The sequence below is a fragment of the Streptomyces sp. NPDC001933 genome (genome assembly GCF_042890955.1).
Lineage (GTDB): Bacteria > Actinomycetota > Actinomycetes > Streptomycetales > Streptomycetaceae > Streptomyces.
Window position 1 is genome coordinate 32,564 of sequence record NZ_JBIASS010000012.1, and the last position, 17,031, is coordinate 49,594.

General features: G+C 72.0%; 15 protein-coding genes. 7 read left to right on the plus strand and 8 right to left on the minus strand.

The genetic code is table 11. The annotated features are described in order from the left end of the window. The first annotated feature begins 127 nt into the window (after positions 1 to 127). The 4 genes from ACFYY7_RS26930 (at position 128) to ACFYY7_RS26945 (ending at position 3,350) form a co-directional block, all read left to right on the plus strand. On the plus strand, positions 128 to 1,312 hold the full coding sequence (locus ACFYY7_RS26930; protein ID WP_388665283.1) for a serine hydrolase domain-containing protein: 1,185 nt from the start codon (positions 128 to 130) through the stop codon (positions 1,310 to 1,312). Between the two features lie 98 nt (positions 1,313 to 1,410). Continuing rightward, a complete protein-coding gene (locus ACFYY7_RS26935) occupies positions 1,411 to 1,908 on the plus strand; it encodes a peptidylprolyl isomerase (RefSeq protein WP_266735993.1) in 498 nt (165 codons plus the stop codon). Positions 1,909 to 2,018: 110 nt separating this feature from the next. Then, positions 2,019 to 2,528 carry a hypothetical protein gene (locus ACFYY7_RS26940; protein WP_388665285.1) on the plus strand — a complete coding sequence of 170 codons (510 nt, stop codon included), beginning with the start codon at positions 2,019 to 2,021 and terminating at the stop codon, positions 2,526 to 2,528. Between the two features lie 78 nt (positions 2,529 to 2,606). Beyond that, a complete protein-coding gene (locus ACFYY7_RS26945) occupies positions 2,607 to 3,350 on the plus strand; it encodes a Clp protease N-terminal domain-containing protein (RefSeq protein ID WP_388665287.1) in 744 nt (247 codons plus the stop codon). A 279-nt stretch (positions 3,351 to 3,629) separates the two neighbouring features. Here the strand turns inward: ACFYY7_RS26945 and ACFYY7_RS26950 are convergent, their stop codons facing one another. Together ACFYY7_RS26950 and ACFYY7_RS26955 are read right to left on the minus strand one after the other, a co-directional pair. Then, positions 3,630 to 4,205, minus strand: coding sequence for a histidine phosphatase family protein (locus ACFYY7_RS26950; protein ID WP_388665289.1), 576 nt, complete (start codon positions 4,203 to 4,205; stop codon positions 3,630 to 3,632). A 146-nt stretch (positions 4,206 to 4,351) separates the two neighbouring features. After that, a complete protein-coding gene (locus tag ACFYY7_RS26955; protein WP_388665291.1) occupies positions 4,352 to 5,821 on the minus strand; it encodes a PLP-dependent aminotransferase family protein in 1,470 nt (489 codons plus the stop codon). Between ACFYY7_RS26955 and ACFYY7_RS26960 the strand changes: the two genes are divergently transcribed. Continuing rightward, positions 5,820 to 6,809 (plus strand): DMT family transporter, encoded by a 990-nt coding sequence (locus ACFYY7_RS26960; RefSeq protein ID WP_388665293.1) that lies wholly within the window; start codon positions 5,820 to 5,822, stop codon positions 6,807 to 6,809. The genes ACFYY7_RS26955 and ACFYY7_RS26960 overlap by 2 nt on opposite strands. A gap of 111 nt (positions 6,810 to 6,920) precedes the next feature. Then, positions 6,921 to 7,121, plus strand: coding sequence for a DUF1918 domain-containing protein (locus ACFYY7_RS26965; RefSeq protein ID WP_388665294.1), 201 nt, complete (start codon positions 6,921 to 6,923; stop codon positions 7,119 to 7,121). A gap of 118 nt (positions 7,122 to 7,239) precedes the next feature. On the opposite strand, the gene ACFYY7_RS26970 is transcribed toward ACFYY7_RS26965, so the two are convergent. Beyond that, entirely contained in the window at positions 7,240 to 8,517 is a 1,278-nt protein-coding gene (locus tag ACFYY7_RS26970; RefSeq protein ID WP_388665296.1) for a glycoside hydrolase family 10 protein, read from the minus strand. 198 nt (positions 8,518 to 8,715) lie between these two features. Here ACFYY7_RS26970 and ACFYY7_RS26975 point away from each other — a divergent pair, with 198 nt between their 5' ends. Further along, entirely contained in the window at positions 8,716 to 9,576 is an 861-nt protein-coding gene (locus tag ACFYY7_RS26975; protein WP_072484448.1) for a 3-hydroxybutyryl-CoA dehydrogenase, read from the plus strand. A gap of 89 nt (positions 9,577 to 9,665) precedes the next feature. Here ACFYY7_RS26975 and ACFYY7_RS26980 read toward each other — a convergent pair whose 3' ends face one another. The 5 genes from ACFYY7_RS26980 to ACFYY7_RS27000 all read right to left on the minus strand — a co-directional run bounded on the left by ACFYY7_RS26980 (position 9,666) and on the right by ACFYY7_RS27000 (position 17,014). After that, positions 9,666 to 10,196, minus strand: coding sequence for an NUDIX domain-containing protein (locus ACFYY7_RS26980; RefSeq protein WP_388665298.1), 531 nt, complete (start codon positions 10,194 to 10,196; stop codon positions 9,666 to 9,668). A gap of 99 nt (positions 10,197 to 10,295) precedes the next feature. Next, the gene (locus ACFYY7_RS26985; RefSeq protein WP_388665299.1) at positions 10,296 to 11,645 is read right to left on the minus strand and encodes a transcriptional regulator; all 1,350 of its coding nucleotides are present in this window, start codon (positions 11,643 to 11,645) and stop codon (positions 10,296 to 10,298) included. Positions 11,646 to 12,069: 424 nt separating this feature from the next. After that, on the minus strand, positions 12,070 to 14,580 hold the full coding sequence (gene pheT, locus ACFYY7_RS26990) for a phenylalanine--tRNA ligase subunit beta (RefSeq protein WP_388665301.1): 2,511 nt from the start codon (positions 14,578 to 14,580) through the stop codon (positions 12,070 to 12,072). Beyond that, on the minus strand, positions 14,580 to 15,707 hold the full coding sequence (gene pheS, locus ACFYY7_RS26995; protein WP_388665303.1) for a phenylalanine--tRNA ligase subunit alpha: 1,128 nt from the start codon (positions 15,705 to 15,707) through the stop codon (positions 14,580 to 14,582). The genes pheT and pheS overlap by 1 nt, the downstream gene beginning before the upstream one ends. 146 nt (positions 15,708 to 15,853) lie before the next feature. Beyond that, positions 15,854 to 17,014: an ATP-binding protein gene (locus ACFYY7_RS27000; protein WP_388665305.1), complete on the minus strand. Its 1,161-nt coding sequence runs from the start codon at positions 17,012 to 17,014 to the stop codon at positions 15,854 to 15,856. Positions 17,015 to 17,031 lie beyond the last annotated feature (17 nt).

Genomic DNA, 17,031 nt, shown 5'->3' on the forward strand with positions numbered 1-17,031 from the left:
ATGGCAGGCAGGACGCCGCACGCTGGTCAGGCACGCGCAGCCGATCGAGCCAGAGCGCAGGCCGCTCACGAAAATAGACGATGTGTATGGTAGCGATCAGGACGTCACTCAATATCGAGGAGCGCACATGACCGACGCACCGCTGGCTGATCTCCACTGGTCCCGCGGCTACACCGACCCGGCATGGGTGCGCCGCTACACCACGGCGGGCCGGGAGCTACTGCCCAGCCGCCGGGTGTGGCGCGGGCCGGGTCCCGCCCGCAGCCTGCCGACGGACACCGCCGGCCTCGACCTGCTCACGATCACCGCGCCCGACGGTCGCACCCTGACCCTCCAGGACCTCTTCGCGGCCGCCCAGACCGATGCCCTCCTGGTGATGCACCGCGGCACCCTCGTCCACGAGACATACCCGCACGGACTCCGGTCCCACGACGCCCACTTCAACGCCTCGGCGGCCAAGTCGTACACAGGTCTGCTGGCTGCCACCCTGGCCCATCGGGGAACCCTCGACCGCGACGCAAAAGCCTCCGAGTACGTCCCCGAACTCGCCAGCACCGCCTTCGGGGACAGCACCGTCGACCACCTGCTGCACATGGGAACCCACGTCTCGTACGCCGGGCGCCCCTTCGACAAGCCCGTCGAGGCCCAGCGCTACTTCGCGGTCGTCGCACCGCCCCTGCGCCCCTACGGCTACAGCGGCCCCACCAGCATCCGCGAACACCTCGCCACCGCACGCGCGACGGCCGCGCCGGGGACCGAGTTCCGCTACGAGAACGGCAACGTCGAAGCGCTCGCCGAAATCCTCCGCCGTGTCACCGGCACCACCACCTCGGCCCTGCTGAGCGACATGATCTGGTCCCGGCTCGGCGCCGACGAGGACGCCTACTACGTCCTGGACGGCGAAGGCACCGAGGCCGCCTGCGGCGGATTCAGCGCCACCGCCCGCGACGTGGCCCGGCTCGGCGAGATGATCCGCTGCGGGGGCGCTGTCGGGGACCGGCAGATCGTGCCCGCCGCGGTGACCGCCGCCATCCCCGACGCCCCGGAGGGCTACGCCGGGCGCGTCCGCTTCCCCGCCGCCCCGCCCAGCACCCCCGCCACGCTCTCGTACCACGACTACTGGTGGATCCTGAACGACCCCTACGGATCCTTCATGGCCAGCGGCATCCACGGCCAGCGCCTCTTCGTCTCCCCCGGGCTGGAGACCGTCATCGTCCACTACGGATCCCAGGTGATGTCCCCGGCCGTCCCCGTGGCCCCGCTCGTCCCCGCGTTCCTGCAGATCGGCGCCCATCTGCAACGCATCCGCTGAAGCCGGTACGGGTCCGGTGGGCCCCGGCGCCGCCCCCGCGCCGCGCTGTGACCGTGCCCGCCCGTCGATGCCGGAGGCGTCGATGTCAGGATGGTTCCATGACGAGCAAGGTTTACTTCGACATCACCATCAACGACGAGCCCGCCGGGCGGATCACGTTCAAACTGTTCGACGACATCGTTCCCAAGACGGCGGAGAACTTCCGCGCGCTGGCGACCGGCGAGAAGGGCTTCGGTTACAAGGGGTCCTCGTTCCACCGCATCATCCCCGACTTCATGCTCCAGGGCGGCGACTTCACCGCGGGCAACGGCACCGGCGGCAAGAGCATCTACGGCGCCAAGTTCCCGGACGAGAACTTCAAGCTGAAGCACACCAAGCCGGGCCAGCTGTCCATGGCCAACAGCGGCCCCCACTCCAACGGCTCGCAGTTCTTCATCACGACGATCGTGACGTCGTGGCTGGACGGCAAGCACGTGGTGTTCGGCGAGGTCGACGACGAGGCCGGCATGGACCTGGTCAAGAAGATCGAGGCCCTCGGCACGCAGAGCGGCCGCCCGCAGGCGAAGATCACCATCGCGGACAGCGGCGTCCTCTGACCCGCATCCACAACCGCTGAATCGAGCGCGCCGCCCGGCAGTCCCGCCGGGCGGCGCGCTCCGTCGTACCGGCGCCCGGACGACCCCCGCCCCCTCGGTACGGTGCCGGGATGGGAAACACATTCCACGGCGGTGGCCGCAGCCTGTCCATGTCCAACGGGAGCACGGACGTCTTCGTCGACGTACTCGTGCTGGCCGTGTCCGATCTCGCCGAGAGCGTCTGGGAGTACCGCTTCGCCACCCTGCTCACCCTCCAGGACCAGGGCGCCGTGGGGCGCGGGGTGGTCGGATTCGACCTGGAGGAGATCGACTGGGGCGGCTCCGCCGACGAGCGGGCCACGGCGAAGAGCTTCATCCTGCGAGTGATCGATCTGGCACTGCGCAGACACCGGTGGGACGAACTGGGTTACGAGCCACCCTTCGCCGAGGGACAACTGCGGCAGTACCGGGAGATGGTCGAGGCGTTCGACCCCTCCGGCGCCGAACCGCAGAGCGGCAGGTCCCCCTTCCCCGGCCCGGAGGAGGCCGCCATGGCCTCATGCGTACGGCACCGCGTGCTGTGCGCGCCGGCGAACTGGGACGCATGCGTCTTCTGCAACCGGTCCGATGAGCCCCGCTGATTCCGTGGCGCATCCCTTCATCACCCCCACTGTCAACCGATGGTTGACACCCCGGGACTGTCAACCTAAGGTTGACACATGGTGAATCCCGTACGCCCGACGCATCCCGTGCGCCTCGACGACCTGATCGAGGCCATCAAGAAGGTTCACACCGACGCCCTCGACCAGCTCTCGGACGCGGTGATCGCCGCAGACCACCTCGGTGACGTGGCCGACCATCTGATCGGCCACTTCGTGGACCAGGCCCGGCGCTCCGGCGCCTCCTGGACCGACATCGGCAAGAGCATGGGGGTGACCAGGCAGGCCGCCCAGAAGCGGTTCGTGGCCAAGGACCCCGGCGAGGTGTCGGACCTCGACCCCAGTCAGGGGTTCAGCCGCTTCACCCCCCGGGCCAAGAACGTCGTGATGGCCGCGCAGAACGAGGCCCGCACGGCACACAACGACGAGGTGGGCACCGCGCACCTGGTCCTGGGGCTGCTCAGCGAGCCGGAAGGACTGGCCGCCGCGTTCGTCAAGGCCCAGGGCATCACCCTGGAGGACGTCCGCCGGGCCGCCACCGAGGCGCTGCCGCCGGCCGCGGCCGGCGAGCTGCCGGAGTTGATCCCGTACGACGCCGGGGCCCGCAAGGCACTGGAACTGACGTTCCGGGAGGCCCTTCGGATGGGCCACAACTACATCGGCACCGAGCACATCCTGCTCGCGCTGCTGGAACAGGAGGACGGTACGGGAGTGCTGACAGGTCTCGGCATCGGCAAGGCGGCCGCCGAGGCCGCCATCGCCGAGGCCCTGTCCCTGCTCACCACCCCGAAGGAGAACGACTGAGCGGGGCGGCGCCGGCCGTCGTGTGACGGCGGCCGGCACGCGGCCTCCCCCGCCGGTCGCGGCGAATTCCGGCCAGTGCACGGCGGCCGGGGCGGCGAGGCCACGGCGGCCCCGGCCACCGCCGAAATGGCGCGCGGAGCGGGCGGCCTCCGGTCGTGGACCGTACGTCGACCAGGAGCTCCGGTCCCGTTGACCAGGGACTCCCGCTCCTGTCGGGCCTGGGCCTCCCGCCTCCGGAGCGGGCGCGGACCGCGGATTGCCGGCCGTCGCGGCGAGCGGTCAGCGGACTCCCGCTTCGAGCCTGAGGCTCCAGCGGCCCGGCATTCCGGTGAGAGTGACCGTGGAGAGCGGCCCGACATCCACGTTCCAGTACGTCGACGGCGGGGCCTTGAGCGCGTACACGAGCGCGGCCCGGACGACCGCCGGTTCGGCGACGGCGACGATGGCGCCGTCGCACGCGGGGCGGGTGTCCAGCCAGCCCCCTATCCGCGAGATGAACGCGAGCAGCGGTTCGCCGCCGTGCGGGGCGGAGCGCGGGTCCGCGAGCCAGGCGTCGACCGCCGCCGGTTCGCACGCCGTGACATCGGCGAGGGTGCAGCCCCGCCAGCGGCCCATGTCGCAGTCGCGCAGGGCCGGCTGGACGAGCGGGGCGAAGCCGAGTGCGTCGCCGGTGGCGCGGCTGCGCGGCGTCGGCGAGCAGTAGCGCAGCTCGGCGGCGCCCAGCGGTATGAGGGCGGGCGCGGCGAGCTGTATCTCGTACAGACCGGTGTGGTCGAGCGGCCGGTCGTCGTCGAAGCGCTCGGCAAGCAGGGTGGAGCTGCGCGCCGCGGCGACCAACGAGACTCTGGAAGTCATGGCGGCGATCGTGGATCCGAACACTCTTCCGGTCAAGAGGGCCTCCACAAGTCCGTCCGACCCGGCCCGGGGCGAGGCGGATCCCGCGGCACCCGTCCCCGATTGGCTGGAACCGCCCTTCTCATGGGGCGTGCGGGCCGCCCCGGTCAGGGCCGGCGGCCGCCCCCGGAACCGGTCAGGACTTCGTCGCAGGCGGTGCGCAGCCGGCGGATCCCTTCGGCGATCTCGGACTCCCCGGCGGCTGCGGAGAAGCTCAGCCGGATCTGCGGGGACGGAGGTTCGGCGCAGAAGTACGGGCGGCCGGGCGCGATGGCGACGCCCGCACGCAGGGCCGCCGAGACCACCGCGGACTCGTCCGTACCGGCCTCAGCCTCGGGCAGGCGCAGCCACAGGCTGCCGCCGCCCGCGGGGATGTGCGGGAGGGTGAGTCCGGGCAGTTCCAGGCCCAGCGCCGTCGTCATGGCGGTGCGGCGGCTGCGCAGCCCGGCCGACACGGAACGCAGATGGTGGCTCCACGCCGGGGATCCGACGAGTTCGAGCGCGGCCTCCTGGAGCGGCCGGGGGACGAAGAAGCTGTCGACGACCTGGATGGCCCGCAGCCGGCCCAGCACCGGCCCGCGGGCGGCGAGCGCCCCCACCCGCAGGCTCGGCGAGGCGATCTTGGTGAGGGAGCAGACATGGACGACCACCCCGTCCGGGTCGTCGGCGGCCAGCGGGGCGGGCAGCGGTCCGGCGTCGTCGTGGACGAGCCGGCGCGCGAAGTCGTCCTCGACGACGAAGGCGCCCGCCGCACGGGCGATCCGGACGACCTCTGCGCGCCGTTCGGGGGCGAGGACCGCGCCGGTCGGGTTCTGGAAGAGCGGCTGGCAGACGAAGACGCGGGCGCCGGTGGCCCGGAACGCCGCGTCCAGCAGCTCGGGCCGTACGCCGTCGGCGTCCACGGGCACCGGCACGGGCCGCAGTCCGGTGGCGCGGGCGACCGCCAGCATGCCGGGGTAGGTGGGCGACTCGACCAGCAGCGGGGCGCCGGGCGGGGCGAGCGCGCGCAGCGCGGTGGCCAGGGCGCTCTGGCCGCCTGCGGTGATCAGCACGTCGGCGGCGGTGAGAGCGGGCCCGATCCGGCGGGCGAACCAAGACCGCAGTTCGGTCAGGCCGTCGGTGGGCGGCCGGTCCCAGGCGCCGGGGCGGCGGCCGGCGCGGGCGAGGGCGGCGGCGAGCGCCCGCTCCGGCTGGAGGGAGGAGTGGAGGTAGCCGCCGTTGAGCTCGATGACTCCGGGCGGCGGTGCGGCGAGCGTGACCAGGACCCCGGAGGCGTCGACGGTGCGTGGCACCGCTTCGGGCCCGCCGTCGCCGCTGAGGGAGATCTCCTGCCAGGAGGTGTCGCCCGGCGGGGACACCTCGGTACGGGGCTGTGCCCGGAACGCGCCGGAGCCGGGCCTGGTGACCACGAGCCCCTCGGCAACGAGCTGGGCGATGGCCCGGGAGACGGTGACAGGGCTGACCCGGAAGCGCTCGACGAGAGCGCGACTGGACGGCAGCTTTCCTCCGGGTGAGTAGCGGTTCAGCTCGCTCCGTAGAGATCCGACGAGGTCGGCGACGCTGCTACGCTCATGCATGAGAGCTAAGAGTAGCGCTATCAACGACAGTACGATAGCGGTCGGCCCATCGGCCGGTATCGATCCCGTCACCCGGACCACCGGCACCGGCAGCGGTACCGCCACCGGCCGCAAGTCGTCCCGCGGCGGTCTCGTGCTCGCCGGGCTCGGTGTCCTCGCCTTCTCGCTGACCTTTCCTTCCACGGCCTGGGGGCTGGAGAGCTTCGGCCCCTGGTCGCTGGTGGCGCTGCGCACCCTGCTCGCCGCTGCGATCGCGGGCAGCGCGCTGCTCCTGGGCCGCGTCGCGATGCCGGACCGCCGGCACTGGGCCGGGCTCGTCGTGGTCGCCGCGGGCGTGGTGATCGGCTTCCCGCTGCTGACCACGCTGGCCCTTCGGACCTCGACGACCTCGCACGCGGCCGTGGTCGTGGGGCTGCTGCCGCTGACCACCGCGGTGTTCTCCTCGCTGCGGACGGGAGCGCGGCAGCCCCGCGCCTTCTGGGCCGCGGCGCTGGCCGGTGCGGCCGTGGTGATCGTGTTCACCGTGCAGCAGAGCGGCGGCGAGCTGTCCGGCGGCGATCTGTATCTGTTCGGCGCGCTGCTGGTGTGCGCTGCGGGTTACACGGAGGGGGGCAGGCTGGCCCGGGTCATGCCGGGCTGGCAGGTGGTCGGCTGGGCGCTGGTGCTCTGCCTGCCGCTCGCGGTGGTGGCGGCGGCGGTCGCGTTGCCGGCCGAGCCGGTGCGGCTGACGGCGCACGGGGTGATCGGTCTGGTCTGGGTGGCAGTCGTTTCGACCTTCCTCGGCCTGTACGTCTGGTACCGCGGGATGGCGGAGATCGGGGTGCCGCAGGCCAGCCAGCTCCAGCTCGGGCAGCCCCTGCTGACCCTGCTGTGGTCGTTCCTCCTGCTCGGCGAGACGGTCCCGGCGGCGGCGCCGGTGGCCGCGGTAGCGGTGCTCGTCTGCATCGCGGCCACCCAGCGGGCGGGGCGTGACCGGCGGCCGCGGTGAGCGGTCCGTACACCCCAGCGATGAACTGTCCGTACTCCCCCACCGGGCGAAGTCGGCTTTCGGCCATAGACTTGTCGACATGGACCGCCACCCGTGAGGAGGTCAGTCCCGATGGAGGCACACACGGGCGACCGGCTGCTGATACACGGCAGGACCGTGGGGCAGCACGACAAGGTCGCAGAGATCGTCGAAGTGCTCGGTGCCGGGGGCTCTCCCCCGTACCGCGTCCGCTTCGAGGACGGACACGAACACCTGGTTTCACCCGGTCCCGACAGCGTCGTACAGCACACCGAAACCCGGAAGCAGCCCTAGGAGACTCCGTAGCGGCCTCCGGCGTTCGGCACTGCTCTTCGCCCCCGGGCCGGGGGCGGGCCGGCCCGTTCCCGGGCGGCCCGCCCCGATCACCCATCGCGTCCACTCCGCCCTTCGGTCAGCGGGGTGGGCGCGCCCTGTTGCGGTAGTGGTCGGCGACCACCCGGTCCATGGCCCCGATCCGGTCCACGACCACGTCCTTCCCGGAGAAGTAGACGTGACCGCGCACCTGGTCGTACTTGGCGGCGAAGTCGATGTGCCGGGACAGTTCGGCCGGGTCCTGCCAGGCGGCGGGCTGGGCCGGGTCACCGGCCTTGTAGAGCGCCTCCCCCACGAACAGGTCGACTTCCGTGCCGCGTACCACCTCGCTCCACCAGGGCACCAGCTTGGCGTAGTCGGCGGCGGCGAAGCCGATGTTCCAGTAGACCTGCGGGCAGATGTAGTCGATCCAGCCCTTCCGGACCCAGCCACGGGTGTCGGCGTACAGATCGTCGTAGGTCTGCACCCCCGCCCTGGTGTCGGAGCCGAGCGGATCGGTCGCGGCGTTGCGCCACACCCCGAACGGGCTGATCCCGAACTGGACGTTCTTCTTGATCTTCTTGATCCGCTCGGCGGTCTCGCGCACCAGCTTGTCGGTGTTGTCGCGCCGCCAGGCGGCCTTGTCCGGGAAGCCCGCGCCGTACTTGGCGTACGTGGCGTCGTCGTCGAAGACCTGCCCGGCCACGGGGTACGGATAGAAGTAGTCGTCCCAGTGCACGGCGTCGATGTCGTAGCGGCGGACCGCGTCGAGCATCGCGTCCTGGACGAAGCGGCGGACCTCCGGAATCCCCGGGTTGTAGTAGAGCTTCCCGCCGTAGGGCAGGACCCAGTCGGGGTGCAGCCGGGCCGGGTGGGTGGCGGTCAGCCGGGACGGGTCGGTGTGGTTGGCAACCCGGTACGGGTTGAACCAGGCGTGCAGTTCCAGGCCTCGGCTGTGCGCCTCGCGGACGGCGGTGCCCAGCGGGTCCCAGCCGGGGTCCTTGCCCTGGACGCCGGTGAGGTACTGGGCCCACGGCTCGTACGGCGAGGGCCACAGCGCGTCGGCGGTCGGCCGGACCTGGAGGATCACGGTGTTCAGCCGCCGCTCGACGGCCTCGTCGAGGTACGCGATCAGTTCGGCCTGCTGCGCGGCCGCCGTCAGGCCCGGCTTCGAGGGCCAGTCGAGATTGGCGACGGTGGCGACCCACATGCCGCGCAGCTCGCGCCGGGCGGCATGACGGCGGCCGGAGCGCTCCGGCACTTCGGTCCGCCGGGGCGGATCCGCGAAGGCGTCACCGGCCATGGTGACGGTGCTCACCATCCCCGCGACCACCCCGGCCGCCCCCGCAACAAAGCTTCTTCGGGCCATTTGCCGCATAAAGCTGCACCTGCCGTCTCTCTGTCATCGTCACCATCGTCCATCGCCCCTGTAATCAGGCGTAACGCAGAGCATGCCCGCCCCGGCCCGCAATGACCCGTAGGCCGCGGAGTAACGTCGTGGGGTCGGGGCGGGCACCGGAATCAGACGGGAACCTGCGACACGCAGAACAGCGAAAGGCACGAGGTGACGGACTCTATGGCCGACATTGCACGCGTCGGAGTGGTGGGCTGTGGCCAGATGGGCGCGGGTATCGCGGAGGTGTGCGCGCGCAGCGGTCTTGAGGTCATGGTGGCCGAGACCACCGGAGAGGCGTTGGAGATCGGCCGCACCCGGCTGCACAACTCCCTCTCGAAGGCCGCCGAGCGCGGCAAGATCACAGCCGAGGAGCGCGACGAGACGCTCGCCCGGCTGAGCTTCACCACGGACCTCGGTGAGTTCGCCGACCGCGACCTCGTCATCGAGGCCGTCGTGGAGAACGAGCAGGTCAAGACCGAGATCTTCCAGGTGCTCGACCAGGTGGTGACCCGGCAGGACGCGATCCTCGCCTCGAACACCTCCTCCATCCCGCTGGTGAAGCTGGCCGTGGCGACCTCCCGCCCGGACCAGGTCATCGGCATCCACTTCTTCAACCCGGCCCCGGTGCAGAAGCTCGTCGAGCTGATCCCGGCGCTGACCACGTCCGACGAGACGGTGAAGCGCTCCGAGGCCCTGGTGCAGGACGTGCTCGGCAAGCACCCGATCCGCGCCCAGGACCGCTCCGGCTTCGTGGTCAACGCGCTGCTGATCCCGTATCTGCTCTCCGCGATCCGGATGTTCGAGTCGGGGATCGCCAGCCGTGAGGACATCGACAACGGCATGGAGCTCGGCTGTGCCCACCCCATGGGCCCGCTCAAGCTCTCCGATCTGATCGGTCTCGACACGGTGGCCTCGGTCGCCGACTCGATGTACGCGGAGTTCAAGGAGCCGCTGTACGCCGCTCCGCCGCTGCTCCAGCGCATGGTGGACGCGGGCAGGCTCGGCCGCAAGACGGGCTCGGGCTTCTACCCGTACTCCTGATCCTTCGTCGTGCCCGTACGGGGCCGGTCCGGGCGATCCCCGGCCGGCCCCGTACGCGGTTGTGCGTGGCCGCGCCTCCGTGCGGCGCCTCACCCCAGCCGTAAGTGACGGAGCATCATCAGCCCGGCGGCCATTCCGGCGGCCGGGACGTCGCCTCGGGCGATCAGGCCGGGCACCAGCTTGAGCGGTATCCACTCGCGGCGCGAGGACTCGAAGGCGTCGCTGGGCGGGCCGGTCCAGCAGGCCTCCTCGGACCAGTAGAGGTGGTGCCGGGCGTCGGTGAGGCCGTTCGAGGGCTCCACGGTCAGCAGCGGGCGCAGCGGTCCGGGGCGCCAGCCGGTCTCCTCCTCCATCTCGCGGGCGGCGGCGGCCGCGATGTCCTCGCCGTCCTCGACGACGCCGGCGGCGAGTTCCCAGCCCCAGCTGTCCGTGATGAACCGGTGGCGCCAGAGCAGCAGCACCTCATCGGCCCCGTTGACGACGGTGGCCGCCGCGACAGGGCGGAGCCGGACGACGAAGTGGTCGAGATGGCTGCCATCGGGGATGACCACGTCTGCCAGATTGACCCGCAACCAGCGATTCTCATACACGGTTTGTTCGTTCAGGTTCGTCCATTGCACGGCTCTGCCACCTTTCGACAAATAGGTGGCAACATCGCAGCAGGAGCGGCACCGGAACGGAACGTACCGGTCCCCGTGAGTACGAGCCGTCCAGCGCGCTCACAGCGGTACGCGCAACGCCCCGTCGATCAGTTCGGCCGCCCGCCCCGCGCCGGCGCAGCCGCTCGCGACCAGGTCCTCGCGCACGGCGCGCATCCGGTCGCGCAGCCGCCGCGACTCCATGCCCGCGGCCTGCTCCGCCATCTCCACGGCGGTGGCCGCCGCCCGGTCCGCCTCGCCCCGGCGCAGCTCGACATGGGTCAGCATGGCCAGCCGGTGCACCCGGCCCCGGTCGTGCGCCGGGATCCGCACCGCCTTGGCCGCGTGCTCCCGGGCGCCCGGCAGATCGCCGATGCCGAGCAGCGCCTCGGCCACCTGCACATCGACCAGGCCCGGCTGGACGTACCCCGTCTCGTCCGGTTCCTGGTCCGGCCGGATGCGCCCGGCCTCCGACTCGGCCCGCCGGATGCACTCCCGGGCCCCGCTCGCGTCGCCGAGCCGGGCGTACGCCTTGGCCTGCATCGCGTACAGGTCGGCGACGAGCGCCGGGCTGATGTGTCCGGTGGCGGCCCGCAGTGCCGCCTGGGCGAAGGCCACGGACTGCCGGTAGTCGGCGAGGTGGAGCGACTGGTTGACCAGCAGGGCGATCACATAGCCGCCGAGCCCCCGGTCCCCGCTCGCCTTGGCCAGCCGCAGCGCCTGGTGGAAGTAGCGCTGGGCGAGCCCGTGCGCGTCCGAGTCGTACGCGCAGATCCCCGCGACCGCCACCAGGCCGCCCGCCGCCCGGTACAGCCGGCGGCCCATCGCGTCGCTGCAGCCGCCGCGCAGCAGCGGGGCGGTCTCGGCGTTGAGGAAGCCGACGATGCGGGAACGGGTCGCGATTCCGCCTGCCCGGCGGTACATCAGTTCGTAGTGGGTGCGGGCCGCACGCAGCGTCTCTATGTCGGCCATGGAGACCCGGGTCGGCCCCTCGCGCGAGACGTCGGCGTCCTCCGGCGGGTTCTCCCACTCCCAGACCGGCATCACCGCCGTGGTGCCCGTGACGGCGGCCGGGTCGAGGGCCTGCGCGCGCTGCGCCTCGTCGCAGCGCCACAGCGCGGTGGCCCGCTCGACGAAGCCGGTGAGCGGGGAGCCGGGCACGGGCGAGCCGGTCCCCGGGGCCGCCATGCCGATGTCGTCCAGCGAGACGGGCCTGGTCAGCCGCTTGCCGAGCACTTCGCAGATCAGGTCGGGCACCTGGCCGCGCGGGCGCTGGCCCTTCAGCCAGCGGGCCACCGCGGTGTGTTCGTAGCGCAGGCACAGTCCGCGCGGGCGGCCGGCCCGGTTGATGTGCGCGGCGAGACCCGCCCGGGAGACGCCCGCCTCCTCGATCAGGGCAGCCAGCAGAATGTTGGGCTCCGTTGCCCCCATGTGCCCCTCCGGTGGTTCGGCACGCCGAGGCGTGTCGCACCAGTGGAGCACGATTCACACGGGGTGTGAACGCAATGCCCGAACCGTCCCGCTGCGCACCCTGTTGCGCCGGTGCGCGGATGGGTTGAATCAGTCGTCTCGCAAGAGGCGGACGGGTCGTCTGCTCCCCCTCGTACAGTACGACGACCCGCAACCGCGCCGTCCGCCCTGCCGACCTGCCCGACACTCCGTGGCAGCGCGGACGGCGCCGGACCGCACGGCCCACTGCCCACGGATCGGAGGGTGGCTGCGGGGTCGGCTCGGAGCCGGGTTCCCCCGGGCCGTGCCGGGGCCCGCGTGCGGTCCACGCCGTTCGGCGAGCATGGCAGGAGGGGCGCATCCGGTCACCGGATGCGCCCCTCCTCGCCGTCTGTGCGCGAAAACGCTACGCGCCGCGCAGCACCGCGCCCGTCCGCTCGGCGGCCAGGGCCACCGCCGCGTCGCGCGCGGCCGAGGCCTCGTCCACGGTCAGCGTGCGGTCCGCCGCGCGGAAGCGCAGCGCGTACGCGAGCGACTTGCGGCCCGCACCGATCTGCTCACCCGTGAAGACGTCGAACAGCCGCACCGATTCGAGCAGTTCGCCCGCGCCCTCGTGCAGCGCCCGCTCCACGTCGGCGGCCGGGACGTTCTCCGCGACGATCAGCGCGACGTCCTGGGTCGCCACCGGGAAGGTGGAGATCCGCGGCGCCTGGAGCACACCGTCGACGGCCTGCTCCAGGACGTCGAGCTCGACCTCCATGGCGCAGGTCCGCTCGGGCAGGTGGAGGTCCTTGACGACCCGCGGGTGCAGCTCACCGGCGTGACCGAACAGGGTCTCCTCACCGTTCACCGTGACGTACAGCGCGGCGCAGCGGCCCGGGTGCCACGGCGCGTGCCGGTCACTGCGCACGGTCACCTCGACACCGGCCTCGTGGGCGATGGTGCGGGCGGCCTCGATGGCGTCCGCCCAGTCGGCCGGGCGGCCCTTGCCCCACCAGCCGGCCTGCTCGCGGGCGCCCGCGAGGACGACCGCGGCGCGGCGCGGCTGACGCGGCAGCGAGGCGTCGAGCCCGGCGATCTCCTCGGCGGTGGGACGGCGGTCGACGGGCAGCCGGACTGCCTTCGTCTCCGTGCCGGTGGGCCGGAAGACCAGGCCGGTCTCGAAGAGCGCGAGGTCGTGGCTGCCGCGGCCGTCGTTGCGCCGCAGTGCGCCGAGCAGGCCCGGCAGCAGCGTGGTGCGCAGCGCCGGCTCCTCGTCGGAGAGCGGGTTGACGAGCTTGACGGTGCGCCGGCGGGCGTCCTCGGCGTCGAGCCCGAGCTGGTCGAGCGCGGCCTCACCGATGAACGGGTAGTTCAGCGCCTCGACGTAGCCGGCTCCGGCGAGCGCCCGGCCGACCCTGCGGTACAGCCGCTGGCGGTCGGTGAGCCCGCGGCCGGACGGCGGGGTCGGGAGGGTGGACGGGAGGTTCTCGTAACCCTCCAGGCGGATGACCTCTTCGGCGAGGTCGTTCGGCTCGCTGAGGTCGGGGCGCCACGACGGCACGGTGACGATCAGCTCGTCCTGCCCGTAGACGTCGCAGCCGACCTCCTGGAGGCGGCGTACGACGGTCTCGCGGCCGTATTCGACACCGGCCACCTTGTCGGGGTGGTTCGCGGGCATCGCGATGGTGCGGGGCGCCGACGGTGCGCTGACCTCGGTGACCCCGGCCTCGGCGGTGCCGCCGGCGAGCAGCACCAGCAGGTCGACGGTGCGCTGTGCGGCGGCCGCGGCGGCCTGCGGGTCGGATCCGCGCTCGAAGCGCTTGGACGCCTCGGAGGACAGCTTGTGGCGGCGCGCGGTCCGGGCGATCGAGATCGCGTCGAAGTGCGCGGCCTCGATGACGACCTCGGCGCTGTGGTGCTCGCCGTCGATGTCCGCGATCTCGGTGTTGGCACCGCCCATGACGCCCGCGAGGCCGATCGGCCCGCGGTTGTCCGTGATGACCAGGTCCTCGGCGTCCAGGACGCGGACCGTGCCGTCGAGGGTGGTGAGCTTCTCGCCCTGCTGGGCGCGGCGCACCCCGATCGGCCCGTCGACGCGGGTGCGGTCGTAGGCGTGCAGCGGCTGGCCGAGTTCCAGCATCACGTAGTTGGTGATGTCGACGGCGAGCGAGATCGGGCGCATCCCGGCCTTCTGCAGGCGGCGCTGCAGCCAGATCGGGGAGCGGGCCTCGGGCTGGAGGCCGACCACGGTGCGCGCGGTGAACTTGTCGCAGCCGATCGGGTCGGCGACCTTGACCGGGTAGCCGTACGCGTTCGGCGCGGGCACGTCCAGCAGCGCCGGGTCGCGCAGCGGCAGCCCGTACGCGATGGCGGTCTCGCGGGCGACGCCGCGCATGGACAGGCAGTAGCCGCGGTCCGGCGTGACGGCGATGTCCAGGACCTCGTCGACGAGCTGGAGCAGCTCGATCGCGTCGGTGCCCACCTCGTGCTCCGGCGGCAGCACGATGATGCCGTGCGTGCCGTCGTCGCCCATGCCGAGCTCGTCGGTGGAGCAGATCATGCCGTGCGAGGTCTTGCCGTACGTCTTGCGGGCGGCGATCGCGAAGTCACCGGGCAGCACGGCGCCCGGGAGGACCACGACGACCTTGTCGCCGACGGAGAAGTTACGGGCGCCGCAGACGATCTCCTGCGGCTCGCCGGTGCCGTTGGCGCTGCCGACGTCGACCGTGCAGAAGCGGATGGGCTTCTTGAAGCCCTCCAGCTCCTCGATGGTCAGTACCTGTCCGACGACCAGCGGGCCCTTGAGGCCGGCGCCGATCTGCTCGACGGTCTCGACCTCCAGACCCACAGCGACGAGCTTGGCCTGTACGTCACGGCCGGTCTCCGTCGCCGGCAGGTCGACGTACTCCCGCAGCCAGGAAAGCGGGACGCGCATCAGATCTCCATCCCGAACGGCCGGGTGAACCGGACGTCACCCTCGACCATGTCTCGCATGTCTTCTACGTTGTGGCGGAACATCAGCATCCGTTCGATGCCGAACCCGAAGGCGAATCCGCTGTACTTCTGGGGGTCGACGCCGCAGGCGATGAGCACCTTGGGGTTGACCATGCCGCAGCCGCCGAGCTCGATCCAGCCCTCGCTGCCGCAGGTGCGGCAGGGGCGGTCCGGGTTGCCGACGGACGCGCCGCGGCAGACGTAGCAGACCATGTCCATCTCGGCGGACGGCTCGGTGAACGGGAAGAAGTTCGGCCGCAGCCGGGTCTTCATGTCGGGGCCGAAGAGCGCCTGGACCATGTGGTCGAGGGTGCCCTTGAGGTCGGCCATGGTGAGGCCCTCGTCGACGGCCAGCAGCTCGATCTGGTGGAAGACCGGGGTGTGCGTCGCGTCGAGCTCGTCGGTGCGGTAGACGCGGCCGGGGCAGACGACGTAGACCGGCGGTTCCCGGTCGAGCAGGGAGCGGGCCTGGACCGGCGAGGTGTGGGTGCGCAGCACGACCCCGGACTCGTCGTTCCTGGCGCCGTCGGGGCCCTGGACGAAGAAGGTGTCCTGCATCTGCCGGGCCGGGTGGTCGGGCACGAAGTTCAGGGCGTCGAAGTTGAACCACTCCGCCTCGACCTCGGGGCCCTCGGCGACCTCGTAGCCCATGGCCACGAAGACGTCCGCGACGCGCTCCATGATGGTCGTCAGCGGGTGGCGGGCGCCGGCCTGGGTGCGGTCGTAGGGCAGCGTGACGTCCACCGCCTCCTCGACCAGCACGCGGGCGTCCCGCTCGGCCTCCAGCTCCGCCTGACGGGCGGCGAGGGCCTTGGAGACGGCGCCGCGGGCCTGGCCCACGCGCTTGCCCGCCTCGGCCTTGGCCTGCGGCGGCAGTGCGCCGATCTCGCGGTTGGCGAGCGACAGCGGTGAGGTGCCCCCGGTGTGCGCGGTCTTCGCCTGGGCGAGCGCGTCGAGGTCACCGGCGGCGGCGAAGGCGGCGAACGCCTCGTCCCGCATGCGCTCGATCTCTTCCGGTTTCAGTGCCTCGACCTCGACTGGGTCGTACGACTTGTTCGGTGCCGACATCTCTTCCCGTGCTTCCGATTGGCTGATACTGCGCTTACCGGGGAAGGCCCCGGACCCCCATGGCCCCGATCGACGACTGGAGGACGCAAAGGTGCCAAAGGTCGAGTCTAAGGGCCACAGGATGTGTGGGAGGCCCGTGGGCCCGCTCAGACCAGGTAGGCCGGCGTGCTCACGGGCAGGATAAATCGGAATTCCGCGCCGCCGCCGGGGCCGCGGCCGACCGTGATCGTGCCGCCGTGCGCCTCGACGATGCCCTTGACGATGTAGAGGCCCAGGCCCGTACCGCCGCGCTTGCTCCCCCGCCAGAAGCGGGTGAAGACACGGCCCATCGACTCCTCGGGGATGCCGGGGCCTTCGTCGCTCACGGTGACCGCCGTTCCCTTCTCGTCGCTCTTCGCGGGTGCGGGTGCGACTTCAATGGTGACGGTTCCCTCGCCGTGGCGCACCGCGTTTTCCAGCAGGTTGCCGAGCACCTGGTCGACCTTGTCCGGGTCGGCCCAGACGGCGGGCAGCGGCTGGCAGGTGCGGACGAGGAAGCGGTCGGGGTTCTGGCCGGTCGCGGTGAGGGCCTGGACGTGGCGTTCGACGGCGAGGGAGAGGTCCACCGGCTGGCGCCGCAGCTCCAGGCGTCCGGAGTCGATCCGGGAGATGTCGAGCAGTTCGGCGATGAGCCGGGTGACGCGGCCCGCGTCGGCGTCGACCGTCTCCAGCATCAGCCGCTTCTGGTCGTCGGTGAACCGCTCCCACTTGGCGAGGAGGGTCGCGGTGAAGCCCTTGACGGAGGTCAGCGGGGAGCGCAGCTCATGGGCGACCGTGGCGATCAGCTCGGCGTGGCTGCGTTCGTTGCGGCGGCGGGCCTCGGTGCCGCGCAGCGAGACCACCACCCGGCGCACCGGTCCGGTCGGGTGCTCGCGCACGTAGCGGGCGGAGACCAGGACCTCCCGGCCGCCGGGCAGCAGCAGATTGCGTTCGGGCTGGCCGACCCGGGTGGCGAGGCCGCCGTAGGGGTCGGTCAGGGCCCACCAGCGGCGGCCCTTGAGGTCCTCCAGCGGCAGTACGTGCTCCAGGGAACGGCCGAGGGCGGCGGCCCGGGGCATCGCGGTGATCCGGGCGGCCGCGGCGTTGAAGCAGATGATCCGGCCGGTCCCGTCGGCGACGACCAGGCCGTCGGGCAGGTCGTCGGGATCGATTCCCGGGCCGGCGGCCGCGGGCTCGGGGCTCTCGGCCGCGTCGTCCGCCTCGGCGGCGGATTCGGCGCGCACGACGGCGGCATGTGTCTCGCGCGGCGTGCTCATGCCGACAGCCATATCCCGTACCCCACCTC

Coding starts and splice junctions, on each gene's coding strand:
- ACFYY7_RS26975 (WP_072484448.1), top strand. CDS start 8,716: ATGGCCGACATTGCACGCGTCGGAGTGGTGGGCTGTGGCCAGATGGGC.
- ACFYY7_RS26960 (WP_388665293.1), top strand. CDS start 5,820: ATGAGAGCTAAGAGTAGCGCTATCAACGACAGTACGATAGCGGTCGGC.
- ACFYY7_RS26970 (WP_388665296.1), bottom strand. CDS start 8,517: ATGCGGCAAATGGCCCGAAGAAGCTTTGTTGCGGGGGCGGCCGGGGTG.
- ACFYY7_RS27000 (WP_388665305.1), bottom strand. CDS start 17,014: ATGGCTGTCGGCATGAGCACGCCGCGCGAGACACATGCCGCCGTCGTG.
- ACFYY7_RS26985 (WP_388665299.1), bottom strand. CDS start 11,645: ATGGGGGCAACGGAGCCCAACATTCTGCTGGCTGCCCTGATCGAGGAG.
- ACFYY7_RS26930 (WP_388665283.1), top strand. CDS start 128: ATGACCGACGCACCGCTGGCTGATCTCCACTGGTCCCGCGGCTACACC.
- ACFYY7_RS26935 (WP_266735993.1), top strand. CDS start 1,411: ATGACGAGCAAGGTTTACTTCGACATCACCATCAACGACGAGCCCGCC.
- ACFYY7_RS26940 (WP_388665285.1), top strand. CDS start 2,019: ATGGGAAACACATTCCACGGCGGTGGCCGCAGCCTGTCCATGTCCAAC.
- ACFYY7_RS26955 (WP_388665291.1), bottom strand. CDS start 5,821: ATGCATGAGCGTAGCAGCGTCGCCGACCTCGTCGGATCTCTACGGAGC.
- ACFYY7_RS26950 (WP_388665289.1), bottom strand. CDS start 4,205: ATGACTTCCAGAGTCTCGTTGGTCGCCGCGGCGCGCAGCTCCACCCTG.
- pheS (WP_388665303.1), bottom strand. CDS start 15,707: ATGTCGGCACCGAACAAGTCGTACGACCCAGTCGAGGTCGAGGCACTG.
- pheT (WP_388665301.1), bottom strand. CDS start 14,580: ATGCGCGTCCCGCTTTCCTGGCTGCGGGAGTACGTCGACCTGCCGGCG.
- ACFYY7_RS26945 (WP_388665287.1), top strand. CDS start 2,607: ATGGTGAATCCCGTACGCCCGACGCATCCCGTGCGCCTCGACGACCTG.
- ACFYY7_RS26965 (WP_388665294.1), top strand. CDS start 6,921: ATGGAGGCACACACGGGCGACCGGCTGCTGATACACGGCAGGACCGTG.